The organism is Carnobacterium sp. GW821-FHT04C06, from assembly GCF_059420345.1.
On record NZ_JBWKTN010000006.1, the window covers coordinates 25,428 to 48,723 of the forward strand.

21 protein-coding genes are annotated in these 23,296 nt (G+C 39.5%); all 21 read left to right on the forward strand.

Annotated elements, in window-relative coordinates; genetic code table 11:
* Positions 1 to 972: a LacI family DNA-binding transcriptional regulator gene (locus AC07SW_RS11315; protein WP_034572884.1), complete on the forward strand. Its 972-nt coding sequence runs from the start codon at positions 1 to 3 to the stop codon at positions 970 to 972.
* Positions 972 to 1,916, forward strand: coding sequence for an acetylxylan esterase (locus AC07SW_RS11320; protein WP_034572886.1), 945 nt, complete (start codon positions 972 to 974; stop codon positions 1,914 to 1,916). The genes AC07SW_RS11315 and AC07SW_RS11320 overlap by 1 nt, the downstream gene beginning before the upstream one ends.
* Positions 1,894 to 2,124: a hypothetical protein gene (locus AC07SW_RS11325; RefSeq protein ID WP_034572888.1), complete on the forward strand. Its 231-nt coding sequence runs from the start codon at positions 1,894 to 1,896 to the stop codon at positions 2,122 to 2,124. The genes AC07SW_RS11320 and AC07SW_RS11325 overlap by 23 nt, the downstream gene beginning before the upstream one ends.
* A gap of 452 nt (positions 2,125 to 2,576) precedes the next feature.
* Complete coding sequence (ilvD, locus tag AC07SW_RS11330) at positions 2,577 to 4,268, forward strand: dihydroxy-acid dehydratase (protein ID WP_494632906.1); 1,692 nt, start codon at positions 2,577 to 2,579, stop codon at positions 4,266 to 4,268.
* A 16-nt stretch (positions 4,269 to 4,284) separates the two neighbouring features.
* Positions 4,285 to 5,979, forward strand: coding sequence for a biosynthetic-type acetolactate synthase large subunit (gene ilvB, locus AC07SW_RS11335; protein ID WP_202871406.1), 1,695 nt, complete (start codon positions 4,285 to 4,287; stop codon positions 5,977 to 5,979).
* Positions 5,980 to 6,477 (forward strand): acetolactate synthase small subunit, encoded by a 498-nt coding sequence (ilvN, locus tag AC07SW_RS11340; protein ID WP_034572894.1) that lies wholly within the window; start codon positions 5,980 to 5,982, stop codon positions 6,475 to 6,477.
* A complete protein-coding gene (gene ilvC / locus AC07SW_RS11345; protein WP_494632987.1) occupies positions 6,474 to 7,511 on the forward strand; it encodes a ketol-acid reductoisomerase in 1,038 nt (345 codons plus the stop codon). The genes ilvN and ilvC overlap by 4 nt, the downstream gene beginning before the upstream one ends.
* 76 nt (positions 7,512 to 7,587) lie before the next feature.
* Positions 7,588 to 9,117, forward strand: a complete 1,530-nt coding sequence (locus AC07SW_RS11350) for a 2-isopropylmalate synthase (RefSeq protein WP_494632908.1) — start codon at positions 7,588 to 7,590, stop codon at positions 9,115 to 9,117.
* Complete coding sequence (gene leuB, locus AC07SW_RS11355) at positions 9,117 to 10,175, forward strand: 3-isopropylmalate dehydrogenase (protein ID WP_494632910.1); 1,059 nt, start codon at positions 9,117 to 9,119, stop codon at positions 10,173 to 10,175. The genes AC07SW_RS11350 and leuB overlap by 1 nt, the downstream gene beginning before the upstream one ends.
* The gene (gene leuC, locus AC07SW_RS11360) at positions 10,175 to 11,545 is read left to right on the forward strand and encodes a 3-isopropylmalate dehydratase large subunit (RefSeq protein ID WP_311778568.1); all 1,371 of its coding nucleotides are present in this window, start codon (positions 10,175 to 10,177) and stop codon (positions 11,543 to 11,545) included. Before leuB ends, leuC begins: the two co-directional genes overlap by 1 nt.
* A gap of 5 nt (positions 11,546 to 11,550) precedes the next feature.
* On the forward strand, positions 11,551 to 12,141 hold the full coding sequence (gene leuD, locus AC07SW_RS11365) for a 3-isopropylmalate dehydratase small subunit (RefSeq protein ID WP_463685333.1): 591 nt from the start codon (positions 11,551 to 11,553) through the stop codon (positions 12,139 to 12,141).
* A gap of 14 nt (positions 12,142 to 12,155) precedes the next feature.
* Positions 12,156 to 13,415 (forward strand): threonine ammonia-lyase IlvA, encoded by a 1,260-nt coding sequence (gene ilvA / locus AC07SW_RS11370; protein ID WP_494632911.1) that lies wholly within the window; start codon positions 12,156 to 12,158, stop codon positions 13,413 to 13,415.
* A 150-nt stretch (positions 13,416 to 13,565) separates the two neighbouring features.
* On the forward strand, positions 13,566 to 14,837 hold the full coding sequence (locus AC07SW_RS11375; RefSeq protein ID WP_494632913.1) for a murein hydrolase activator EnvC family protein: 1,272 nt from the start codon (positions 13,566 to 13,568) through the stop codon (positions 14,835 to 14,837).
* Between the two features lie 445 nt (positions 14,838 to 15,282).
* Complete coding sequence (locus tag AC07SW_RS11380) at positions 15,283 to 16,137, forward strand: shikimate dehydrogenase (protein WP_119907311.1); 855 nt, start codon at positions 15,283 to 15,285, stop codon at positions 16,135 to 16,137.
* Between the two features lie 28 nt (positions 16,138 to 16,165).
* Positions 16,166 to 17,182, forward strand: a complete 1,017-nt coding sequence (aroF, locus tag AC07SW_RS11385) for a 3-deoxy-7-phosphoheptulonate synthase (protein WP_135022869.1) — start codon at positions 16,166 to 16,168, stop codon at positions 17,180 to 17,182.
* 14 nt (positions 17,183 to 17,196) lie between these two features.
* Positions 17,197 to 18,267, forward strand: coding sequence for a 3-dehydroquinate synthase (gene aroB / locus AC07SW_RS11390; protein WP_463685330.1), 1,071 nt, complete (start codon positions 17,197 to 17,199; stop codon positions 18,265 to 18,267).
* 6 nt (positions 18,268 to 18,273) lie between these two features.
* The gene (gene aroC, locus AC07SW_RS11395) at positions 18,274 to 19,440 is read left to right on the forward strand and encodes a chorismate synthase (protein ID WP_034572918.1); all 1,167 of its coding nucleotides are present in this window, start codon (positions 18,274 to 18,276) and stop codon (positions 19,438 to 19,440) included.
* A gap of 25 nt (positions 19,441 to 19,465) precedes the next feature.
* The gene (locus tag AC07SW_RS11400) at positions 19,466 to 20,578 is read left to right on the forward strand and encodes a prephenate dehydrogenase (RefSeq protein ID WP_135022866.1); all 1,113 of its coding nucleotides are present in this window, start codon (positions 19,466 to 19,468) and stop codon (positions 20,576 to 20,578) included.
* Positions 20,579 to 20,592: 14 nt separating this feature from the next.
* On the forward strand, positions 20,593 to 21,879 hold the full coding sequence (gene aroA, locus AC07SW_RS11405; RefSeq protein WP_494632915.1) for a 3-phosphoshikimate 1-carboxyvinyltransferase: 1,287 nt from the start codon (positions 20,593 to 20,595) through the stop codon (positions 21,877 to 21,879).
* Between the two features lie 16 nt (positions 21,880 to 21,895).
* A complete protein-coding gene (locus AC07SW_RS11410) occupies positions 21,896 to 22,402 on the forward strand; it encodes a shikimate kinase (RefSeq protein WP_081890736.1) in 507 nt (168 codons plus the stop codon).
* Positions 22,403 to 22,416: 14 nt separating this feature from the next.
* Positions 22,417 to 23,259, forward strand: coding sequence for a prephenate dehydratase (gene pheA / locus AC07SW_RS11415; RefSeq protein WP_034573910.1), 843 nt, complete (start codon positions 22,417 to 22,419; stop codon positions 23,257 to 23,259).
* Positions 23,260 to 23,296: the final 37 nt, after the last annotated feature.

The following is a 23,296-nucleotide window of genomic DNA, read 5'->3' on the forward strand; positions in this document are numbered from 1 at the left end:
TTGGTTGGAATTAAAGACATTGCAAATCAAGCGGGAGTCTCTATTTCAACGGTTTCCTATGCGTTGAACAATAGTCCAAAAGTAAAAGAAGAAACAAGGTCACGTATTATGAAAATTGCCGATGAGATGAACTACATTCCAAATATGGCAGGGCGGACATTGAAAAGGCAACAAACGAATTTGATTGGTGTTTATTTAACGAATTATGGAGGCTCATTTTATGGATCGCTCCTTGAAGGCGTAACTAAAACTCTTGGGAGACACGGTTACGATATGATTGTGTGTTCCGGAACAAAGTCCCATTTATTTTTACCAGAAAAATTAATTGATGGAGCCATTATTTTAGATGCTACTTTTCCAACAGCTGAAATCGAAAAATATGCTGAGCGAGAGCTGAATATCGTTGTATTGGATCGCGAACTAGAATCAGAAAAAGTCTGTCATGTCTTGTTAGATAATCAAGCAGGAACGACGTTAGCTTTAGATTATTTGTTAGCGCAAAGTCCAACGAAAACCTATATTGTAACGGGACCTGACCACACATATGACAGCAATATTCGGTTAGCGATTGCCAAGCAAGAACTGGAACGCTTTGAACATATTGAGTACGAGGTGCTGGAAGGAAACTTTACAAAAGAATCTGGAATGCGGGCAGCTAAAAAGATTGCGGAAAAAAATGAAAAAAACGTCGCTGTTTTTTGTTTAAATGACGAAATGGCCATCGGGATGTATGATTATTTAGCAAAAACCGACCTAGAAATTGGGAAGGATATTCGAATTATTGGTTTTGATCATTCGGAGGTCAGTCGTTATATCCAGCCTAGACTGGCTACTGTTGATTATTCGATGTACAAATGGGGCGCGGTTGCGGCAGAAAAAATATTAGCGTTGCTTGAGGGTACTCCTGCAAAAAGTGAGCGAATTTACACAACCTTGATTCGAGGGGAATCGGTGGAAGGAGTGCAAGATTAATGGTTTTTGAAAACTATTTACCCGAAATGACCCGCAAACCGGATTTTGAAGAATTTTGGAAACGAACCTTAAAAGAACTAGCTTCAGAAAAACTGGCTTTAAAATTAACCCCCTATGAATACCCGAGTGACTCGATTGAGATTTTTTCCATTCAATTCACAGGGTTATTTGGAGAAGTGTTAAATGGATGGTATCTTTTACCCAAAAATCGACAAGGGAAAGTTCCTTGCATGATTGACTATTTAGGGTATTTATCAGTTGTTGGAGAGCCGATTGGCCATTTACATTGGGCGTCATTAGGATTTGCAACTATTGTCATGGATGTTCGCGGACAAGGTGGGTTAACAGGAGATGCGCATCCATACCCAGTTCCATTACTACCAATGCCAATTACTCATGGATTACTCAATCGAGAAGTTTATTACCAACGAAGACTCTTCGCGGATGCGTTACGGTGTGTCGAAGCAGCAGAAGCTTTGCCTGAAATTGACAATAAGTTCATCAGCCTTACTGGAGCAAGTCAAGGAGGTGCCTTAGTAATGGCCACAGCTGCACTAGGCAAAGAACGAATTTTTGCTTCCTTTCCAGATGTTCCTAGCAGTTCAGATATAGCCACACGTATTCAAGAAGAAACAGGAAGTTTCAAAGCCATTGCGGACTATTTGCGTATGAATCCAGAAAATGAAACGGCTGTGCTAGATGTCCAAACTTATTTTGATACTATGAATTTAGCGGAATGGATTACCTGCCCCGTTTATGCCTCAGTAGCATTGAAAGACCCTGTTTGTCCTGCGAAAAATTATTTTGCTTCCTACAATCGAATTCAATCAAAAAAAACGATGACTTGTTATCCTTACAATGGCCATGAGGGTGGCGGACAAAAGCATTTGTTGAAGAAAATGAGGCTGGCTAAACAGTTGGTTGAAGAGAGAAGTAGATATTGAAACTGCAGGAAATAAACTAACCTTTCATGTTACGAATATCAGTGGTACTGGCGGAAGCTACACTCAATTTATTAAAGGCAATGATACAACAGAAATTATTGAGTTTGATGGAAATGCAAGTTTCCCAAACAACCCTACCAGAAAAGATACAGTTAGAAATTCAGATCATGTTATTATAAATACAGAAGAGTTGTGGAAAAATAATTAATTGATTTAGTAGACTTAAGAAACTATCAGTATACCGGTTTCTTGGGTCTTTTTATTTTGTTTTATAGTTGAATTTTTAGCGTGTCTTCAATTTTTTTTGATGTTATTTTATTAAAAAATAGTCTGGAAATTAAAAAATAATACTTGACATCCCATGAGATTAGAATTAGATTAGTAAATAAGAATTAGATTAAAAATAAATTAAAAAATAAATGGAGAACCCAAACGAAAAGGAGAATACAATGATGATGACTCAAACAACTAAAGCTAACCAAAAAACGCCAATGTTCCATTCAGTCATTACAATTTTATTACTTTAGAAGGGCTTTGAACACTGAAAAATCAGTAGTTTGAGTCCTGTTTGTGATTGCTAAACGGGATTCTTCGCTAAAAGCATCCCTACTTTATTGTATAGGGATGCTTTTTTTATTTTAAAGAAAAGGAGTGATAAGGATGCGTAGTGATACGATCAAAAAAGGAGTAGAACAAGCTCCAGCAAGAAGTTTATTGCATGCAACAGGTCAAATAAGAAGTTCGGGGGATATGGACAAACCGTTCATTGCAATTTGTAATTCTTATATTGATATTGTTCCAGGTCACGTTCATCTAAGAGAACTAGCAGATTTGGCAAAGGAAGCCATTCGTGAAGCTGGAGGAATTCCTTTTGAATTTAATACGATTGGAGTAGACGACGGAATTGCGATGGGACATATTGGGATGCGTTACTCCTTACCAAGCCGTGAAATTATTGCCGATGCTGCAGAAACAGTTATTAATGCCCATTGGTTTGACGGCGTCTTTTACATACCAAACTGTGACAAGATTACGCCAGGTATGCTATTAGCAGCTGTTCGAACGAATGTACCCGCTATTTTTTGTTCAGGAGGTCCCATGAAAGCAGGACTTTCTGCAACTGGTAAAGCATTGACACTCTCTTCTGTCTTTGAAGCGGTAGGAACCTTTAAAGAAGGCAAAATGTCGAAAGAAGAATTTCTAGATATGGAGGCAAATGCTTGTCCAACCTGTGGCTCTTGTGCGGGAATGTTTACGGCTAATTCAATGAATTGTCTGATGGAAATTCTTGGAATGGCAGTCCCTTTTAACGGAACAGCCTTAGCCATTTCAGATGAGCGTCGTGAGTTGGTGAGGCAATCAGCTTTTCATTTGATGGATTTAGTGAAAAATAATATCAAACCGAGAGACATCATTACAAAAGATGCCATTGATGACGCCTTTGCTTTAGACATGGCAATGGGAGGCTCAACTAACACTGTTTTACACACATTAGCCTTAGCCAATGAAGCAGAAATCGACTATGAACTAGAGCGAATCAATGAAATCGCAGCTCGTGTTCCTTATTTATCCAAAATTGCTCCCTCTTCTGCTTATTCAATGCACGATGTCCATGAAGCGGGTGGCGTACCTGCGATTATCAAAGAGCTAATTGATTTAGAAACGGCTATTCATCCCGATCGAATAACAGTAACAGGAAAAACACTTCGAAAAAATGCAGCGAACGCTAAGATTTTAAATACGGAGGTTATTCATCCAAAGGAAAATCCTTACAGCCCAGTTGGCGGTTTGTCCATGCTATTTGGCAATATTGCTCCAAAAGGCGCAACTATCAAGGTAGGTGGCGTTGATCCTTCTATCAAAGTTTTTAAGGGAAAAGCCATTTGTTTTTCCACTCATGATGAAGCAGTGGCAGCTATTGACGATCACCGCGTTACACGAGGACATGTAGTGGTGATTCGTTATGAAGGACCAAAGGGCGGTCCTGGAATGCCTGAAATGTTGGCGCCTACCTCATCTATTGTTGGGCGTGGTTTAGGAAAAGAGGTAGCTCTCATTACAGATGGTCGTTTTTCAGGAGCAACAAGAGGAATTGCGGTGGGACATATCTCGCCAGAAGCAGCAGCAGGTGGACCAATTAGTTTAATTGAAGATGGCGATGAAATTACCATTGATTTAGTTCAACGAAAAATTGATATGGCGGTTTCAGATGAAGAGCTAGAGCAACGGAAAAAACGAGTACCAAAGTTTAAGGCAAAAGTAAAAACCGGCTATTTAGCAAGATATACGGCTTTAGTCACTTCTGCTCATACCGGTGGGGTATTAAAAATTCCAGATGACTTATTAGATTAAATGAGAGGTGAATCCGATGGAATCGAATAAACAAGCAATGAAAAGTGGCGCAAAACTTTTAGTAGAGGCCTTAGAAAACCAACACGTAGATTTGATTTTTGGTTATCCTGGCGGAGCCGTTTTGCCTCTCTACGATGAATTTTATAAAAGTAACATTCCCCATATCCTAACCAGACATGAGCAAGGCGCAGTTCATGCAGCAGAAGGCTATGCACGTGTAACTGGAAAGCCTGGAGTGGTGGTAGTTACGAGTGGTCCGGGAGCGACGAATGCTTTGACAGGAATTGCAGATGCAATGAGCGATTCGATTCCTTTAGTTGTCTTTACAGGGCAAGTTCATCAGCCGGGAATTGGAAAAGATGCCTTTCAAGAAGCAGATATGATCGGCTTAACTACACCAATTACTAAATACAACTATCAAATTCGCGATGTAAAAGAATTGCCAAGAATTGTCAATGAAGCTTTTTATATCGCTTCAACCGGTCGCAAAGGTCCGGTAGTCATCGACATTCCTAAGGATATTGGAATCTTAACAACAGCCAACGTTCATCCCATTGACATAGAGTTGCCAGGTTATCATCCAGAATCTACTTTTAACGAGGATCAACTAAGCCGAGTGTTCCAGTTGTTAAAAAAAGCGAAGAAACCTTTGATTTTAGCTGGAGCGGGCATACATCATAGTGGAGCAGTAGAGGCGTTGCAAGAGTTTAGTCAGTATCATCAAATCCCTGTTTTAACAAGTTTATTAGGACTAGGAAGTATCCCCCATAACGATCCATTATTTTTAGGAATGGGCGGTATGCATGGTTCTTATGCAGCGAATATGGCGTTGTCTGAATGCGATGTGTTGCTTAATTTTGGGGCCCGTTTTGACGATCGTTTAGCAACGAAGCCAACTGAATTTGCACCTAATGCTGCAATTGTTCATGTTGATATTGATCCAGCTGAACTGGGAAAAGTCATTCAGACAGATGTTCCGATTCATGGTGATTGTCAAGAAGTCCTAACTCAATTGCTAACGATGCAGAAGGAACCACTTTTTCCTCAAGCAGAATGGCTTCGAACAAGTCAATTAAGAAAAACAAACTATCCTTATAAATACACAGATTCGACTGAGATTATCAAACCTCAAAAAGCGATTGAATTAATTGGAGAAATAACAAATGGTGAAGCAATTGTTACAACTGATGTAGGGCAACATCAAATGTGGGTTGCACAATTTTATCCATTTAAAGAACGTTATCAATTGGTCACAAGTGGTGGATTAGGAACGATGGGTTTTGGAATTCCAGCTGCAATTGGCGCACAGTTTGCCTATCCAGAAAAATTAGTCGTCTGCTTTGTAGGCGATGGAGGGTTTCAAATGACCAATCAAGAACTGGCTATTTTAAACGACTATCAGTTAAATGTTAAATTTATTATTTTAAACAATGGCGTTTTAGGAATGGTGAAACAATGGCAAGAAAAATTTCATGGCGAACGCTTTTCTCATTCGATATTTAATAGTCAACCCAATTTTGTAAAACTAGCAGATGCCTATGGTATTAAAGGAATTCAGCTAACGGCCCCCACAACCTTAGAAGCAGATCTGAAGGCTATCTTTAATGAAACGGGTCCTGCGGTCATCGATATTATTGTAGACAGCAACGAGTTGGTTTTGCCAATGGTAGCAGCAGGTCAACCCAATCATTGTATGGAAGGAGTGGAGTAAATGCGACGATTGATTACAGCTACAGTTAAAGATATGACCGGAGTGATGAATCGCTTTACAGGTGTATTTGCTAGAAGGCAATACAATGTATTAAGCATCGCTGTTGGAAAAACGATTGAAGCAGGTATTTCAAGAATCACCATTGTCGCAGCGATTCCAACGGAGGAAGATGCTAGACAAGTGGTTCAACAACTTAAGAAACAAATTGATGTTTTAAAGGTCAAAGATATTACGGATTGTTCTCATGTCGAGCGGGAATTGGTTTTATTGAAAGTGACCGCTCCACTCAAAAAACGTGCTGAAATCAACGCATTGATGGAACCCTTCCGTGGAACCGTGATTGATGTTGGAACAGAAAACATCGTCATTCAATTAGCAGGAACAAGTGAAAAAATAGAAGCCTTCATTGAACTAATTACTCCTTACGGTATTGAACAAATTGCACGAACAGGTGTTGCTGGTTTTACACGAAGTCCTAAAAATAATCAGGAATTATAGCACTACCCAATAAACTAAAAAACTTGGAGGTACAAAAAATGGCAAAAATATATTATGAAAATTCAGTAGCAACAGATGCGTTAACAGGTAAAAAAATTGCAGTGATTGGATACGGTTCGCAAGGACATGCTCATGCTCAAAATTTACAAGATACAGGTCATGAAGTTGTAATTGGCATTCGCGAAGGGGATTCCGCAGATAAAGCGAGAGCAGATGGATTTGAGGTGCTTTCAGTTGCCGAAGCAACGAAGCAAAGTGACGTAGTGATGATTTTATTACCAGATGAAAATCAAGGAAGTGTTTATGAAGCTGAAATCAAACCGAATTTAAAAGCAGGTGATGCGTTAGTCTTTGCTCATGGTTTTAATATTCATTTTGATGTCATTGAACCTTTATCGGATGTAGATGTTTTCTTAGTAGCACCAAAAGGTCCAGGACATTTAGTACGTCGAACTTTTGTAGAAGGAGCAGCTGTTCCAGCATTGTTTGCGGTATATCAAGATGCCACCGGAAATGCACGTGACTTAGCATTGTCCTATGCAAAAGGAATTGGGGCAACAAGAGCAGGTGTTTTAGAAACCACCTTTAAGGAAGAAACTGAAACGGATTTATTTGGTGAACAAGCCGTTCTTTGTGGCGGAGTGACGCGTTTAATTCAAGCGGGTTTTGAAACACTAGTGGAGGCAGGTTATCAACCAGAAGTAGCTTATTTTGAAGTGTTACATGAGATGAAATTAATTGTTGATTTGATGTATGAAGGTGGAATGGGTAAGATGCGCCATTCGATTTCCAATACGGCTGAATACGGGGATTATGTGTCAGGCCCTCGTGTAGTGACGGAGGATGCGAAAACAGCAATGGGAGAGGTATTGGCAGATATTCAAAATGGAACCTTTGCAAAAGCCTTTACAGCAGATAACGCCAATGGCTTTCCTGAATTTAAAGCGATGCGTGAAAAACAAAAGGGTCATCAGATTGAAGCAGTGGGGGCAACATTACGTGAAATGATGCCTTTTGTAAATCCAAAAAATTAAACTAAATAGCAGCACCTTTCTTTCAATTAAGGAAGAAGGGTGTTCCTTTATAAAAACAACGGAGGAGGAATTGGAAATGACAGAGATTCAATTTTTTGATACGACTTTGCGAGATGGCGAACAAACGCCAGGTGTTCATTTTGACCAAAACGAAAAAGTTCAAATTGCAAAACAACTTGAAAAATGGGGCGTAAATGTGATTGAAGCAGGATTCCCAATTGCTTCAAAGGGTGATTTTGAATCTGTACAAGCAATTGCTAGAGCTTTAAAAAAAGCGACTGTTTGTGGACTAGCTCGTTGCGTCAAGGAAGATATTGATTGTGCCTACGAAGCTCTTAAAGAAGCTTTTTCTTCACAAATACATATCTTTATAGCTACCAGTGACATTCATTTAAAATATAAGTTGAAAATGACTCAAACAGAAGTTTTAGAAACGATTCAAGAGCAAGTTCGCTATGCAAAAGAGCGTTTTGAAGTTGTACAGTTTTCTCCAGAAGATGCCACTCGAACGGAATGGGGCTTTTTAGTCCAAGCAGTTCAAACGGCAATTGATGCAGGGGCTACGATTATTAATATTCCTGATACAGTAGGCTATACCAATCCGACTGAATTTGGCGCTCTTTTTCGTCATTTAAAAGAGCAGATTCCTCAATTTGACGAGGTGATTTTTTCAACCCACTGTCATGATGATTTAGGAATGTCTGTTGCCAATGCGCTCGCCGCAATTGAAAATGGTGCAAGGCGTGTCGAGGGAACTGTCAATGGAATTGGAGAACGTGCAGGCAATACCTCTTTAGAAGAAGTCGCTGTAGCATTGCATATTCGAAAGGACTACTATCAAGCTGACTCGACGATTGTTTTAAATGAAACCAAACGAACCAGTGAGTTGGTTAGTCGGTTATCCGGCATGATGGTACCTAAAAATAAAGCTGTAGTTGGAGGGAATGCGTATGCGCATGAGTCAGGAATTCATCAAGATGGCGTTTTGAAAAATCCTGACACCTATGAAATTATCACACCTTCTTTAGTAGGCGTAGAAAAGAATAGCTTGCCACTTGGAAAACTATCTGGCCGACATGCATTCTTAACGCGTTTGGCAGAACTTGGTTATCACTTAGAAAAAGCCGAAGCAAAAGGAGCTTTTCAGCGCTTTAAACAATTAGCCGACATGAAAAAGAACATTACAGAAGAGGATCTTCACGCCCTTGTGCTGAGTCAAGAAGTAGAAAAATCAGCTAAATACGAGCTGACTCATTTGCAGTTACAGTACGTTACTGGTGGCGTTCAAGGAGCCGTTTTAACCATCATAACCGATGAAAAGGTCATCTTAGAAGATGCGGCTACAGGATCTGGGAGTATTGAGGCTATCTATAATACAATTAGCCGTTTATTGGGTCAAGAAGTGGAATTGACAGACTATCGAATTCAGTCAATCACTAATGGAAAAGATGCGCAGGCAGAAGTGCACGTTGCAGTCAAAGCACAAAATGGAGAGCTGTATCACGGAATAGGTATTGATTTCGATGTGTTGAATGCATCCGCAAAAGCGTATCTACAAGCATGCAGCAAAGTAAAAGAGCAAACTGAAAAAAGGGGGATAAATTAGTGGCATACCAAATTACAGCTTTGTCAGGAGACGGTATTGGTCCTGAGCTTATGGCGAGTGGCTTGCAGGTATTAAACCAAATAGGCGAACGATTTGAGCACCGTTTTACAATTCAAGAAAAACCCTTTGGAGGGATTGCCATTGAAGAACAAGGAAATCCGTTGCCAGCAGAAACGGTAACCGCTTGTCAGCAAGCAGATGCGATTTTACTAGGAGCAATTGGTGGCGAACAATGGAAAAATTCAGAAAATACGCCAGAAATGGGTCTGTTGCGATTACGAAAAGAACTACGCTTATTTGCAAATTTACGCCCGATTAAAGTTCCTAACAGCATTGCTCACTTGTCGCCATTAAAAGCAGAAATAGTGACAGGAAGCGACTTTGTGGTAGTTCGTGAATTAACTGGGGGCCTGTATTTTGGAGAGCCAAAGGAGCTTCGGGAATTTGATGCAGTGGATACGTTGCACTATACAAAAAAGGAGATTGATCGAATTGTACGCTACGCTTTTGAACTGGCGATGACAAGACGGAAAAAAATCACTTCGGTAGATAAGGCAAACGTACTAGCCACCAGTAAATTATGGCGTCAGACGGTGGAGGAAATAAGAACTGATTTTCCAGAAGTAACGGTGGAACATTTATATGTTGATGCTGCTTCCATGCTGTTAATTCAACGCCCTACAGAATTTGATGTGTTGGTAACGGAAAACCTATTTGGAGATATTTTAAGTGACGAAGCCTCGGTTTTAACAGGATCGTTAGGTATGTTGCCTTCAGCGAGCCATAGTGTATCAGGGCCTTCTTTGTACGAGCCAATCCACGGTTCAGCCCCAGATATTGCAGGAAAGAATTGTGCCAATCCCATGTCGATGATTTTATCTGTCGCCCTAATGTTGCGACAAAGCTTTGGGTTACATGAGGAAGCAAATGCAATTGAACTAGCAGCGGACCAAATTATGCGGAACGGTTATCTAACAGCTGATTTAGGGGGAAGTACGACAACGACTGACTTTACAAAACAGTTGTGTAAAAAAATTCGTGAAGGAGGGAGCGACTAATGGGGAAAACCTTATTTGATAAGCTATGGGATCGACATGTGATTTACGGAGAAATCGGTGAGCCACAACTATTATATGTTGATTTGCATTTAATTCATGAAGTCACGTCTCCTCAAGGATTTGAAGGTCTTCGTTTGGCCAATCGAGGAGTTAGAAGACCAGATAAAACTTATGGGACATTGGATCACAATGTTCCAACCGAGGATATTTATCATATCCAAGATTTAGTTGCTAAGAAACAAATTGAAGCTCTCCAAAATAATTGTCGAGAATTTGGCATCACGTTGGCTGATAACGGCAGTGAAAATCAAGGGATTGTGCATATGGTTGGACCAGAAACGGGTCTAACACAGCCAGGGAAGGTAATCGTGTGTGGTGATTCCCATACAGCAACTCATGGAGCCTTTGGTGCTATCGGTTTTGGCATCGGAAGTAGTGAAGTGGAACATGTGTTGGCTACGCAAGCAATTTGGCAGCAAAAACCTAAATCAATGGGTATTGAAATTACGGGGAAATTGGCTAAAGGCGTCTATGCAAAGGATATCATTCTTCATTTAATCGCAACATACGGGGTTGCTTTTGGAACGGGGTATGCAGTAGAGTACTTTGGCGAAACGGTTCGTGGAATGACCATGGAAGAACGCATGACGATTTGCAATATGGCCATTGAAGGTGGCGCAAAAATGGGGATGATGGCGCCAGATCAAACCACATTTGATTACCTTGAAGGTCGAAGCTACGCACCCAAAAACTTTGCTAAAGCTGTGTCAGATTGGCAAACGTTAACGACGGATGCCGATGCACACTTTGATACATTACTACAGCTAGATGTGAGTGAATTAGCACCCTACGTGACGTGGGGAACGAATCCCGAAATGGGCGTGCCCTTTGGAACTGCTTTTCCTGCAAGTGAATCCATGAATCATGAACGAGCGTACGATTACATGGGTTTAAAACCAGGGCAAAAGGCAGAAGATATCCCTTTAGGTTACGTGTTTATAGGGTCGTGTACAAATGGAAGGTTATCAGACTTAAAAGAAGCCGCAAAACTAGTGGATGGAAAAACAGTGAAAGCGGAGATACGTGCCTTGGTTGTACCGGGATCGAGACAAGTAAAAAGAGCAGCTGAAAAAATAGGATTGGATCAAATTTTTAAAAAAGCTGGTTTTGAATGGCGTGAGCCAGGATGTTCCATGTGTTTAGGAATGAATCCAGATCAAGTTCCTGCTGGGATACATTGTGCATCGACTTCGAATCGGAATTTTGAAGGGCGGCAAGGAAAAGGAGCTCGAACACACTTAGTTAGTCCCGCTATGGCAGCTGCAGCAGCTATTCACGGACATTTTATTGATATAAGACAGGAGGTGTGATGAAGATGGAGCCAATTAACAGACATTTTGGAACAACGGTTGCTTTAATGAATGATAACATTGATACTGATCAAATTATTCCCAAATCATTTTTAAAGCGAATTGAAAAAACAGGCTTTGGAGAATTTTTATTTGATGAGTGGCGCTATTTGCCTGACAGAACGCTAAATGAAGATTTTTCATTAAATGATCCAGAGAGGCAAACTGCAACGATTTTAATTACGGGAGAAAACTTTGGATGTGGATCTTCTCGAGAACACGCAGCATGGGCATTGTTAGATTACCGCTTTCGCGTCATTATTGCGGGAGGCTATAGTGATATTTTTTATATGAATTGTACAAAAAATGGCATCTTACCAATTGAACTGCCTAAAAAAGCAAGACAAGCATTAGCTACATTAAATGGTCATCAAAAAATTGAAATTAATTTACAACAACAACTAGTGAAGAGTCCCGTTGGAGAGTACTCCTTTACGATTGACCCCGTTTGGAAACACAAACTGATTCATGGCTTAGACGATATTGCAGTGACCCTAGGAAGCCATCAAGAAGCATTAACGAATTATGAAAAGAAAGTTGACTTTAATTATCAATAGAAGGAGGTTACTTTGTGGAGAAATTTGTTACAAAAACAGAAATCGAGAAAGCTTATCAAGTCTTAAAGCCAATTGTAAAACAGACACCGTTAGAAAAAGATCTGTATCTTTCAAAAAAATACAATTGCAATGTTTACTTAAAAAGAGAAGACTTACAATGGGTCCGTTCATTTAAATTACGAGGTGCTTATTATGCCATTTCTCAACTCTCAAAAGAACAAATGAAACAAGGTGTAACCTGTGCGAGTGCTGGAAATCATGCACAAGGAGTCGCTTATACTTGTGCTACATTAGCAATACCAGCAACTATTTTTATGCCTACAACGACTCCAGCTCAGAAAATTTCCCAAGTAGAATTTTTTGGTGGAGAAATGGTAAAAGTTGTGTTAACAGGAGATACATTCGATGAATCAGCCTTTGCAGCGAGCGCTTTTTCAAAAGAAAAAGGGTCTGTATTTATTCATCCATTTGATGATCCAGCGATTATAGCAGGTCAAGGAACAGTGGGGATGGAAATCAATTCAGATTTAGATAAAGCTGGAATCAAAGCCGATTATTTATTGGCTGCAGTTGGTGGAGGAGGCCTTATTTCAGGTCTGCTCAGTTACTTTAAAGAGGTAAGCTCAACTACTAAAGTCATTGGAGTTGAACCTTCCGGTGCTGCTTCAATGGAGCTATCATTAGCTCAAGGGAGTGTTACGACTTTATCAGAAATCGATAAGTTCGTAGATGGCGCAGCAGTTGGAAAAGTAGGGCAGATAAATTACCGACATTGTAAAAAATGGATTTATAAAATGATAAGCGTTGAAGAAGGTGCAGTCTGTTCAACGATTTTAGATTTATATACAAAGCAAGCGATTGTTGCGGAGCCAGCAGGAGCGTTATCGGTTGCAGCATTAGAAGTGATGAAGGAAGAACTAGTTGGTAAAACAGTGGTTTGTGTGATTAGTGGAGGCAACAATGACATTAATCGAATGCAAGAGATTGAAGAGCGGTCATTGTTATTTGAAGGACTAAAGCATTACTTTTTAGTGAATTTCCCACAAAGACCAGGTGCTTTGAAAGAATTTGTGAACGTTGTACTAGGACCAAATGATGATATTACAAAATTTGAATACACGAAAAAAGTAAATCGAGGAAGTGGTCCTGTTATCATCGGAATTATCTTAAAAGAGAAGAGTGACGCTTCTGAACTCGAGGAACGTGTAAGAAGTTTTGATTCATCGTATCTTTCAATTAATAAAAATCCCATGCTATATACGTTATTGGTATAGTGTAACTATTTACTATATTACAGTAAGTAATTTTTTTGTCACTGAAACGAAAATTATTAAGCTGCTTTTTTGTGCTATACTCAGTTCATACAAAACAAACATTATGAATAAAAAAATATAGATATGAAGAGAAAAGCGGAGGAAACAGCAGTGAATAAAAAAATGACCCAATTAGCCGTTTTAACAGTGCTATTAGCTAGCCCAGTTGTTTCAACTATTGCAGTTCATGCAGAAACAATTGATACAAAAATCGAAGAACAAGATAAAAAAATCGATACATTAAAAAGTCAAACAAAATTAACTCAAGATGATTTAGTGAAAATAGAAGATACTGTATCAAAAAATGAAGACAAATCAAAACAAATTTTGACAGATATCCAAAATACACAAAATGATGTGGATCGTTTAGCCAAAGAAAATATGAAGCTAACTAAAAAAATTGAGCAACGCAACGATCAATTAAAAGAGCAAGCCCGCTCTGTCCAAGTCAATGGCGCATCTGAAAATTACATTGAATTTGTGATTTCAGCCGAGTCTTTATCGGATGTTATTGGACGAATTGACGTCGTAAGCCAAGTCGTTTCAGCGAATCGCAACATGGTAAAACAACAAGCTGAAGATAAAGCTAAAGTTGCAGCTCAAGAAAAAGAAGAGTCAAAAAAAGTGAATGAGCAAAAAACATTAGCGCAAGAATTATCAGAAACACAAAGCAAGTTGCAACAACAAAAATTAGAAAAAGAAACAATTGTAGCTCAATTAGCAGCTGATACATCAACTGCCGAAGGAGATAAACAAACCTTCTTAGCTCAAAAAGTTGCAGCTGAAAAACAAGCCGAGGACTTTAGAATTGCTAAATTAGCAGCCGACAAACAAGCGCAAGAAAATGCCGCAGCTCAAAAAGCTGCTGCTGAAGAAGCTGCAAAAGCAAATGTTAAAACACCGGCTGTAGCAGCACCAGCAAATACAACTACGAATAACAACAACCAAGGCTCATCTTCAACGCCTGTTGGTGGCGGAGCATATGGAATGCCTGTTAATAGCCCAGTTTCATCGTCTTACGGACCTCGTTCTGGTTACGACCAAAACGGTTTCCATAAAGGAATTGATTTTGCTAGCCCAGTTGGAACTCCAGTCCACGCCTCATTAGATGGAGTGGTTGTCATTGCACAACAAGACGGAATGCCTGTATCAGGTTATGGTATCGCAACGGTTATCAAACATGACAACGGGACATGGACGCTGTATGCTCACCAATCTTCTCAATCAGTTCGTGTAGGCGATCGTGTCACAAAAGGACAAGTTATTGGTGCAACTGGCGCAACGGGACAAGTTGATGGACCACATTTACATTTTGAAATCCGCACAGCGCAAAATGGCGGAATGGGAAATGTTGTCAATCCAGCACCTTTATTAGGACTATAATCAATTAGATTAAGTCCTAATAAAAAAGCTTTTTCAATTAACAGTTGACAAACCTAAAAATCTTTTCTATACTTGTAACAATTCAAAAATTTAGTTATGGAGTGAGTGACATGAGTTTAACTAACAATACTAATAAACAATTAAATAATCGTTACTTTAGCTATTTTAGATAAGTTTGTAGTCATGAAACTCATGGGTGCAGACAACGCAAACTTGTTTGTATCTATGATGGCTAGAGAATTTTAAGTTGACCAAATTCGCCACATAGATTTCGAAAAAATCTATGTGGCTTTAATAGTTTAGTGATGACGATTCTGTTCATCCGTTAGCATCCACTTTAGATTTTTGACAAATCTAAAGTGGATGCTTTTTTATTGGCATTTTGATCTAAAAATCACTAATCCAAACTGAATTCAAGAAAACTTATCCAAAGGAGGAGCACTAAATGGCAGAAAGAATCACAGGAAAAACAGAACTAATTGGCTTATTTGCAACACCGATTCGTCATAGTATTTCTCCGCAAATGCATAATGAAGCTTTTCAACGTTTACAGTTGGATTATGCGTATCTAGCTTTTGAAGTTGGACAAGAACAACTTCCATCCGCAATTCAATCTATCAAAACACTCGGAATGAGAGGCGCTAACTTATCAATGCCAAATAAGCAACTGGCATGTCACTATATGGATTATCTTTCCCCAGCAGCAAAACTGGCGGGAGCAATCAATACAATTGTCAACGACAATGGAGTATTAACAGGACATATAACCGATGGAACAGGGTTTATGAGTGGTTTGCTACAAGAAGGAATTCAAATTATAGGGAAAAAAATGACTCTACTTGGAGCAGGGGGCGCGGCAACTGCTATCTGCATTCAAGCAGCGTTAGACGGTGTGTCATCAATTGCAATCTTTGACCGTTATCCAGAAAAATATAAAGAAAAAATTGCGACTATCAAAAAAGAAACGAATTGTACTATTCAGATTTATGACTTAGCAGATTCGGATAAATTACACATTGAAGTGAAAAACAGTGCAATTTTAGTCAATGCTACAAACGTAGGCATGAAGCCATTAGAAAATGAAACCCCCATTCATGATAGAAGTATATTTAGAAAAGATTTAGTGGTGGTAGATGTTATCTATACTCCAAGAGAAACCATAATGCTTAAGCAAGCAAGAGAGGCGGGTTGCCAAACGTTAAACGGTTTAGGGATGTTGCTTTGGCAAGGAGCTGCAGCATTTCAATTATGGACAGGAAAAGAAATGCCGGTTGCTGAAATCAAAGAGTTATTATTTTAACTAAAAACAATTAATGGAGGAACAGATAATGATTATTACAATGAAAGCAGAAGCAACACAAGAAGAGATTCAAGCGGTGATTAAAAAAGTTGAAGAAGAAGGCTTAGCAATTCAACTGAATGAAGGGTTAGAAAAACTTGTTATCAGCGTTATTGGCGACACAACGAAAATTCAAGAAGCACTATTTGAAGCCTATGATGGTGTTGAAAATGCAGAGAAAATTTCATCCACTTACAAATTAACAAGCCGTGAATTCCACCCAAGTTCAACCGTAATTGACGTTGACGGTATTAAAATTGGAGATGGTCATTTTGTTACAATGGCAGGTCCTTGTTCGGTAGAATCTAGAGAGCAAATTATCGAAACAGCAAAAATTGCTAAAGCAGGAGGCGCTCAATTTTTACGTGGAGGTGCCTTTAAACCAAGAACATCGCCATATGCCTTCCAAGGGCTAGAAGAAGAAGGCTTGAAATACATGCGTGAAGCTGCAGATTTAACTGGATTAAAAGTAATTACCGAAGTAATGGATATTGAAAATTTACCATTAGTAGCAAAATACGCAGATATGCTTCAAATTGGTGCCCGAAATATGCAAAATTTCCAATTGTTACGTGCTGTAGGAAAAACGGGAATGCCTATCGCGCTAAAACGTGGCATTTCAGGTACGATAGATGAGTGGATTCATGCGGCTGAATACATTGCCAATGAAGGAAACTTTAATATTCTGTTTGTTGAACGTGGCATTCGTTCATACGAAACTTACACTCGAAATACCTTTGACTTAAGTGCAGTGCCAGCGATTAAAAAATTAAGTCATTTTCCAATTATGGTAGATCCAAGTCACGGAACAGGTCGCTGGGAAATGATAGAGTCAATGTCATTAGCTGGAATAGCTGCTGGAGCCGATGCTTTGATTGTGGAAATTCATCCAGATCCAGCTAACGCATTATCTGATGGGCCGCAGTCGCTAACTCCTGAAAACTACGAAAAAATGATGAAAAAAGTAACAAAATTAACAGCGTTCATGAAAGAAATCGACGAATAGGAAGTGGACAACTCATGGAAATCAATGTAAATTTACCTGACCATCGCTACACACTTACCATTGAAAAGGGCTTGCTACAAGATGTTGGCAATTGGGTCAAAAAAAAATGGCAGCCGCAACGTATTGTGGTGGTGACAGATGAAACCGTTGAGGCATTATATGGAGAAACGGTAATCACGAGCTTAACTAAAGCAGGTTTTCAAGCTCATTTAGCCGTTGTACAACCGGGAGAAACGAGTAAAAGCTTAACTGTAGCAGAAGCATTATATGGTGCGTTTCTAGATGCTGGACTAACCCGTACCGATGGTGTGATTGCGTTGGGCGGTGGAGTAATTGGAGATTTAACAGGTTTCGTTGCGTCTACTTACTTGCGAGGGGTGCATTTTATGCAAATTCCAACGACGCTATTAGCACAAGTCGATAGCAGCATTGGAGGCAAAACCGCGGTTAATCTACCTCAGGGGAAAAATTTGATCGGCACCTTTGCTCAACCTGATGGGGTTTTAATTGATCCCATGACATTGAATACTTTAGAGCCACGCCGAATTCGTGAAGGCATTGCTGAAATAGTGAAAATGGCTGCGATAGCGGATTATGAACTTTGGACACTACTAGCGAGTCTAAAAGATGAGGCAGAGCTAGTTGCTCACAGCGTAGAAGTTATTGCTGCGTGTTGTGAAATCAAGCGAAAAGTAGTAGAAGAAGACGAATTTGATACTGGAAATCGTTTGTTACTAAACTTTGGGCACACGATTGGCCATGGCATTGAGCAAGTTGCAGGGTATGGCATCTGCACACATGGAGAAGCCGTTGCTATTGGAATGGTTCAAATGAACACCATTACCGAAAAAAAAGGACTCACAGCAGTTGGCACAACGCAGCAATTAAAGGATATGTTGGATAAATTTCATTTGCCACTTAGCTGGGAACCGTGGGAGCCTGAAAAATTATTAAAAGCAATGAACCACGATAAAAAAGCAACAGGCGATACTTTACGGATTATCTATTTAGAAGAGATTGGAAAAGCCAGTTTGAAGCGCATTTCAACAAATGAATTATCAGCTTATTTAATCAAAGGGGAGTGACAGAAAATGAGATATTTAACAGCAGGGGAATCACACGGACCAGAACTAACAGCTATTATTGAAGGCTTGCCAGCCGGAATGCCGCTTTTAAAAGAAGATATTGATAAAGAATTAAAACGTCGTCAACAAGGGTACGGACGTGGCGGACGAATGAAAATTGAAAAGGATCAAGCAAGAATCACTGCTGGTATCAGACATGGACGAACTATGGGCTCGCCTGTTTCATTAGCCGTTGAAAATAAAGATTGGAAACACTGGGAAACCGTTATGAGCATTGAACCAATTGACGAAAAAAAAGTGGGCATGCGTCGTGTATCAAAACCCCGTCCAGGACATGCAGATTTGGTTGGTGGCATGAAATATGGACACCGCGATTTACGAAATGTATTAGAGCGATCAAGCGCTAGAGAAACCACTGTTCGAGTAGCAGTAGGTGCGATTGCAAAAAAATTATTGCATGAACTTGGTATCGAAGTCGTTGGACATGTGCTAGAAATTGGTGGCGTTCGTGCAGAGCTTGGAAAGAGCTATACAACAGCTGAAATCAAAGAGCTATCAGAGAATTCACCAGTGCGTTGTTTAGATAAAGAGGTAGAACAACAAATGATGACGAAAATTGACGAAGCTAAAAAAGCGGGAGATACAATCGGTGGCGTTGTTGAAGTCGTTGTTGGTGGTGTGCCAGCAGGGTTAGGAAGCTATGTACAATGGGATAAAAAATTAGACGCTAAAATTGCGCGTGCCGTAGTGAGTATCAACGCATTTAAAGGTGCAGAATTTGGTGTGGGCTTTGAAGCTGCAAGAAGACCAGGCAGCCAAGTGATGGATGCAATTGAATGGGATGAAAAAACAGGCTATACAAGAACGACGAATAACTTGGGCGGATTTGAAGGAGGCATGACCAACGGTATGCCAATTGTGGTTCGTGGTGTAATGAAGCCAATTCCTACCTTATATAAACCATTACCAAGTGTCGATATTGATTCAAAAGAAACCTTTAAAGCAGATATTGAACGTTCAGATAGTTGTGCAGTTCCAGCTGCGAGTGTTGTCGCAGAAGCCGTTGTGGCATGGGAAGTTGCAGAAGCATTATTAGATAAATTTGACGGAGATTCATTTAAGCGTCTAAAAGAAGAATTAGCTGAATACCGTGAATACATCAAGAATTTTTAATTCGTAGAAAGCTAAGGAGGATTGGATGGAGAAAAAAAGAGTAGTAATTATTGGATTAGGTTTAATTGGCGGCTCAATTGCTCTAGCAATCCGTAAAAAGCACCCAGCTGTAACGATTATTGGAATTGATTTAGATCAAAAACAGCTGAAAATAGCTTGCGCATTAGGAATTATTGATGAAGCGAGTAATGAAATCAAAAAAGAAGCTGAAAGTGCGGATTTAATAGTATTTAGTTGCCCAGTTAAGGCGACAGAAACCTTTTTAACTCAAATGGTTAGTTGGTCGCTAAAGCCGACTGTTTTAGTAACGGATACAGGAAGTACAAAAGGCTCTATTATGGATGCAGCAGCAGGACTTTTAGCCAAAGGGATTCACTTTATTGGTGCGCATCCAATGGCAGGTTCACATAAATCAGGTGTACAAGCGGCAAAAGTTGATTTATTTGAAAATGCCTACTATTTGATTACGCCAGCAGATAATCAACCAGATAGTCAGGTAGTAGTGGAAGAATTTAAACAGTGGTTTGATGGAACAGCAAGCAAATTTTTAATTTTAAGCCCTGCAGAACACGATCAGATTACAGGAATGTTGAGCCATCTTCCACATATTATTGCGGCTTCTTTAGTCAATCAGACGACGGATTTTAGCGTAAAGTACCCGCTAGCGAAACGATTAGCTGCAGGTGGTTTTCGAGATATGACGCGCATAGCATCATCTGATCCAACGATGTGGACAGATATTTTATTATCAAATAATCAAGTATTGATTCAGCTAGTAACAAATTGGCGAGATGAAATGAGTCAACTACTTGAGATGCTTGAATCGAACGACAGCAAGGCTATTTATCATTTTTTTGATCAAGCAAAAGAAACAAGAGATGCCATGCCGATTCACAAAGAAGGCGCCTTGCCAGCATTTTTTGATTTATTTATTGATGTACCGGATTACCCAGGTGTTATTTCAGAGGTAACAGGTTACTTGGCACAAGAAAAAATTAGTGTAATCAATTTGAAAATTTTAGAAACAAGAGAAGAAATTAATGGGATTTTGCAGCTAACTTTCCAAAACCAAGAAGACTTAAAACAAGCTAAATCTTGCATTCAAAAAAACAGTAGCTACCATTGTTACAACAAGTGAAAGGACGACATTCAATGAAATTAATGACAAATAAGACCAATTTAACCGGTACCATCAAAGTTCCAGGAGACAAGTCCATGTCACATCGTAGCATTATGTTTGGAGCTATTGCCACAGGTGAAACACGGATTCAGCATTTTTTAAGAGCAGACGATTGTTTAAGTACGATTAACGCATTTCGTCAACTAGGTGTCCAAATTGATGAAATGCCAGAAGAAATTATCGTACACGGCAAAGGCTGGGATGCATTAAAACAACCTTCTCAAGCGATTGATATTGGCAATTCAGGAACAACGATTCGTTTACTGATGGGGATTCTTGCAGGACGTGATTTTTCAACTACTGTTTTTGGAGATGAATCGATAGCAAAGCGTCCAATGAATCGAGTGATGTTGCCTTTAAATCAAATGGGAGCAGACTGCAAAGGCAAGGAAGGTACTGAATTTCCGCCAGTTACAGTCAAAGGGTCAACAAGCTTACAAGCCATTCATTACGAAATGCCAGTAGCAAGCGCTCAAGTGAAAAGCGCAGTTTTGTTTGCTGCTTTACAAGCAGAAGGCGAAACGACGATTGTTGAAAAGGAAAAAACCAGAGATCACACAGAACATATGATTCGTCAATTTGGTGGGGATATTGAAGTAGATGGGTTGACGATCCGATTAAAAGGAAAGCAAGAGTTTACAGGACAAAAGATGGTTGTGCCAGGAGATATTTCTTCTGCAGCGTTCTTTATGGTGGCAGGCTTAATTCTTCCTAATAGTGAAATACGATTAGAAAATGTGGGTTTAAATCCAACAAGAACGGGAATCATTGACGTTATCAAAGCGATGAATGGTCAGCTAACTATTACTGATGAAAGCAGAGAAACAGGTAAGTTGGCAGGAACGGTTACTGTTTCGACAAGTGAATTAGTCGGAACTGAGATAAGTGGTGAAATGATTCCGCGTTTAATTGATGAGCTGCCAATTATTGCCTTACTTGCCACTCAAGCTACTGGAAAAACCATCATTAAAGATGCAGCTGAATTAAAAGTGAAAGAAACCAATCGAATTGACGCAGTCGTGAAAGAATTAACCACATTAGGAGCTGTGATTACAGATACAGATGATGGCATGATTATTGAAGGGCAAACGCCTCTTCACGGAGGAAACGTAACGAGTTACGGCGATCATCGGATTGGAATGATGCTGCAAATTGCAGCCTTGCTAGTAACGACAGGAGAAGTAGAATTAGAACGATCAGAAGCGGTTTCCGTTTCGTATCCTAATTTCTTCGAGGATGTCGCGTCATTATGTCAATAAATGGAGGGTCGCCTAAATGAGGAAAATCATATTAACCGGATTTATGGGTGCAGGAAAAACTACCGTTGGTCAGCTATTGGCAAAATTAACAGCCAGTGAACACGCAGATATTGACAGCGAAATCATGGAAGAGCAAGGAATGTCTGTTACGGAATTATTTGAAACTTATGGCGAACAAGGATTTCGTGACTTAGAACATCAAAAATTAAAAGAAGTTGTAGCAAAAGAGGCCATTATTTCAACAGGTGGAGGGATTATTTTAAAACCTGAAAATCGTCGTATTTTAGCAGAAGAATATCCAGTTGTCTATTTGAAAACAGATCCAGCTATCTTTTTAGAACGTTTAAAGGGAGATACAACTAGACCGTTAGTTCAAGAAAAAACGCCCACTGAAATACGAGCTATTTTTGAACCACGGATCAAGCTTTATGAAGAAACAGCAGACTTGATTATTAAAACAGACCAGTTAACGCAAATACAGGTAGCTCAAGCTATTTTAGCAGCATTAGAAAGTGGAAAGTGAGGAGGAGTTTAATGATGAAAATTGCCTATTTAGGTCCTAGCGCTTCATTTACTTACTTAGCAACTCAATTAGCCTTTCCTAATGCAGAGTTGATTCCTTACCCAACGATTCCTGCCTGTATTCAAGCAGCTGAAGAGCGCAGCGTAGATGTAGCTGTTGTTCCGATTGAAAATACAATAGAAGGTCCCGTAAATGTCACCTTAGATTATTTATATCATCAATCGAATTTGTCGATTCAAGCCGAACTTGTTTTACCAATTCATCAGCATCTAATGGTTCACCCAAGACATGTATCTGAGTGGAAAAAAGCAACTAAGGTACTTTCTCATCCACAAGCATTAGCTCAAAGTCAGCATTTTTTGACAACAGAAATTTCCAAAGCCGTTGTGGAGTCAACACCTTCAACGGCGTATGCTGCTGAGTTTATTTCACAACATCCTGAGCAAAATCTTGTAGCCGTAGCCTCAAAAGTATCTGCAGACGAATACCAACTCACCATTGTAGCTGAAAATATTCAAGAGTTGGAAAACAATCAAACACGTTTTGTTTTGCTGAGTCATCAGAATGTTGAGTTGCCTAGAATCAGTCATAAAGAAAAAATATCGATGAGCGTGACATTACCAGATAATGTTCCAGGAGCACTTCATAAAGTACTAGCAGCTTTTAGCTGGCGCCAAATTGATTTATGTAAGATTGAATCAAGACCGCTAAAAACGGTATTAGGTGAGTATTTTTTCTTAATTGATTTATATGTAAACAATCAACAAACCTTAATTCAGCATGCAATTGAAGAAATTGAATTATTAGGTGGTGTAGTGAAGGTATTTGGTTGTTATGCTGTATACCCAATTCAGTGAAATTAAATTAATTGATTTCTTTCATAAATGCGATTTA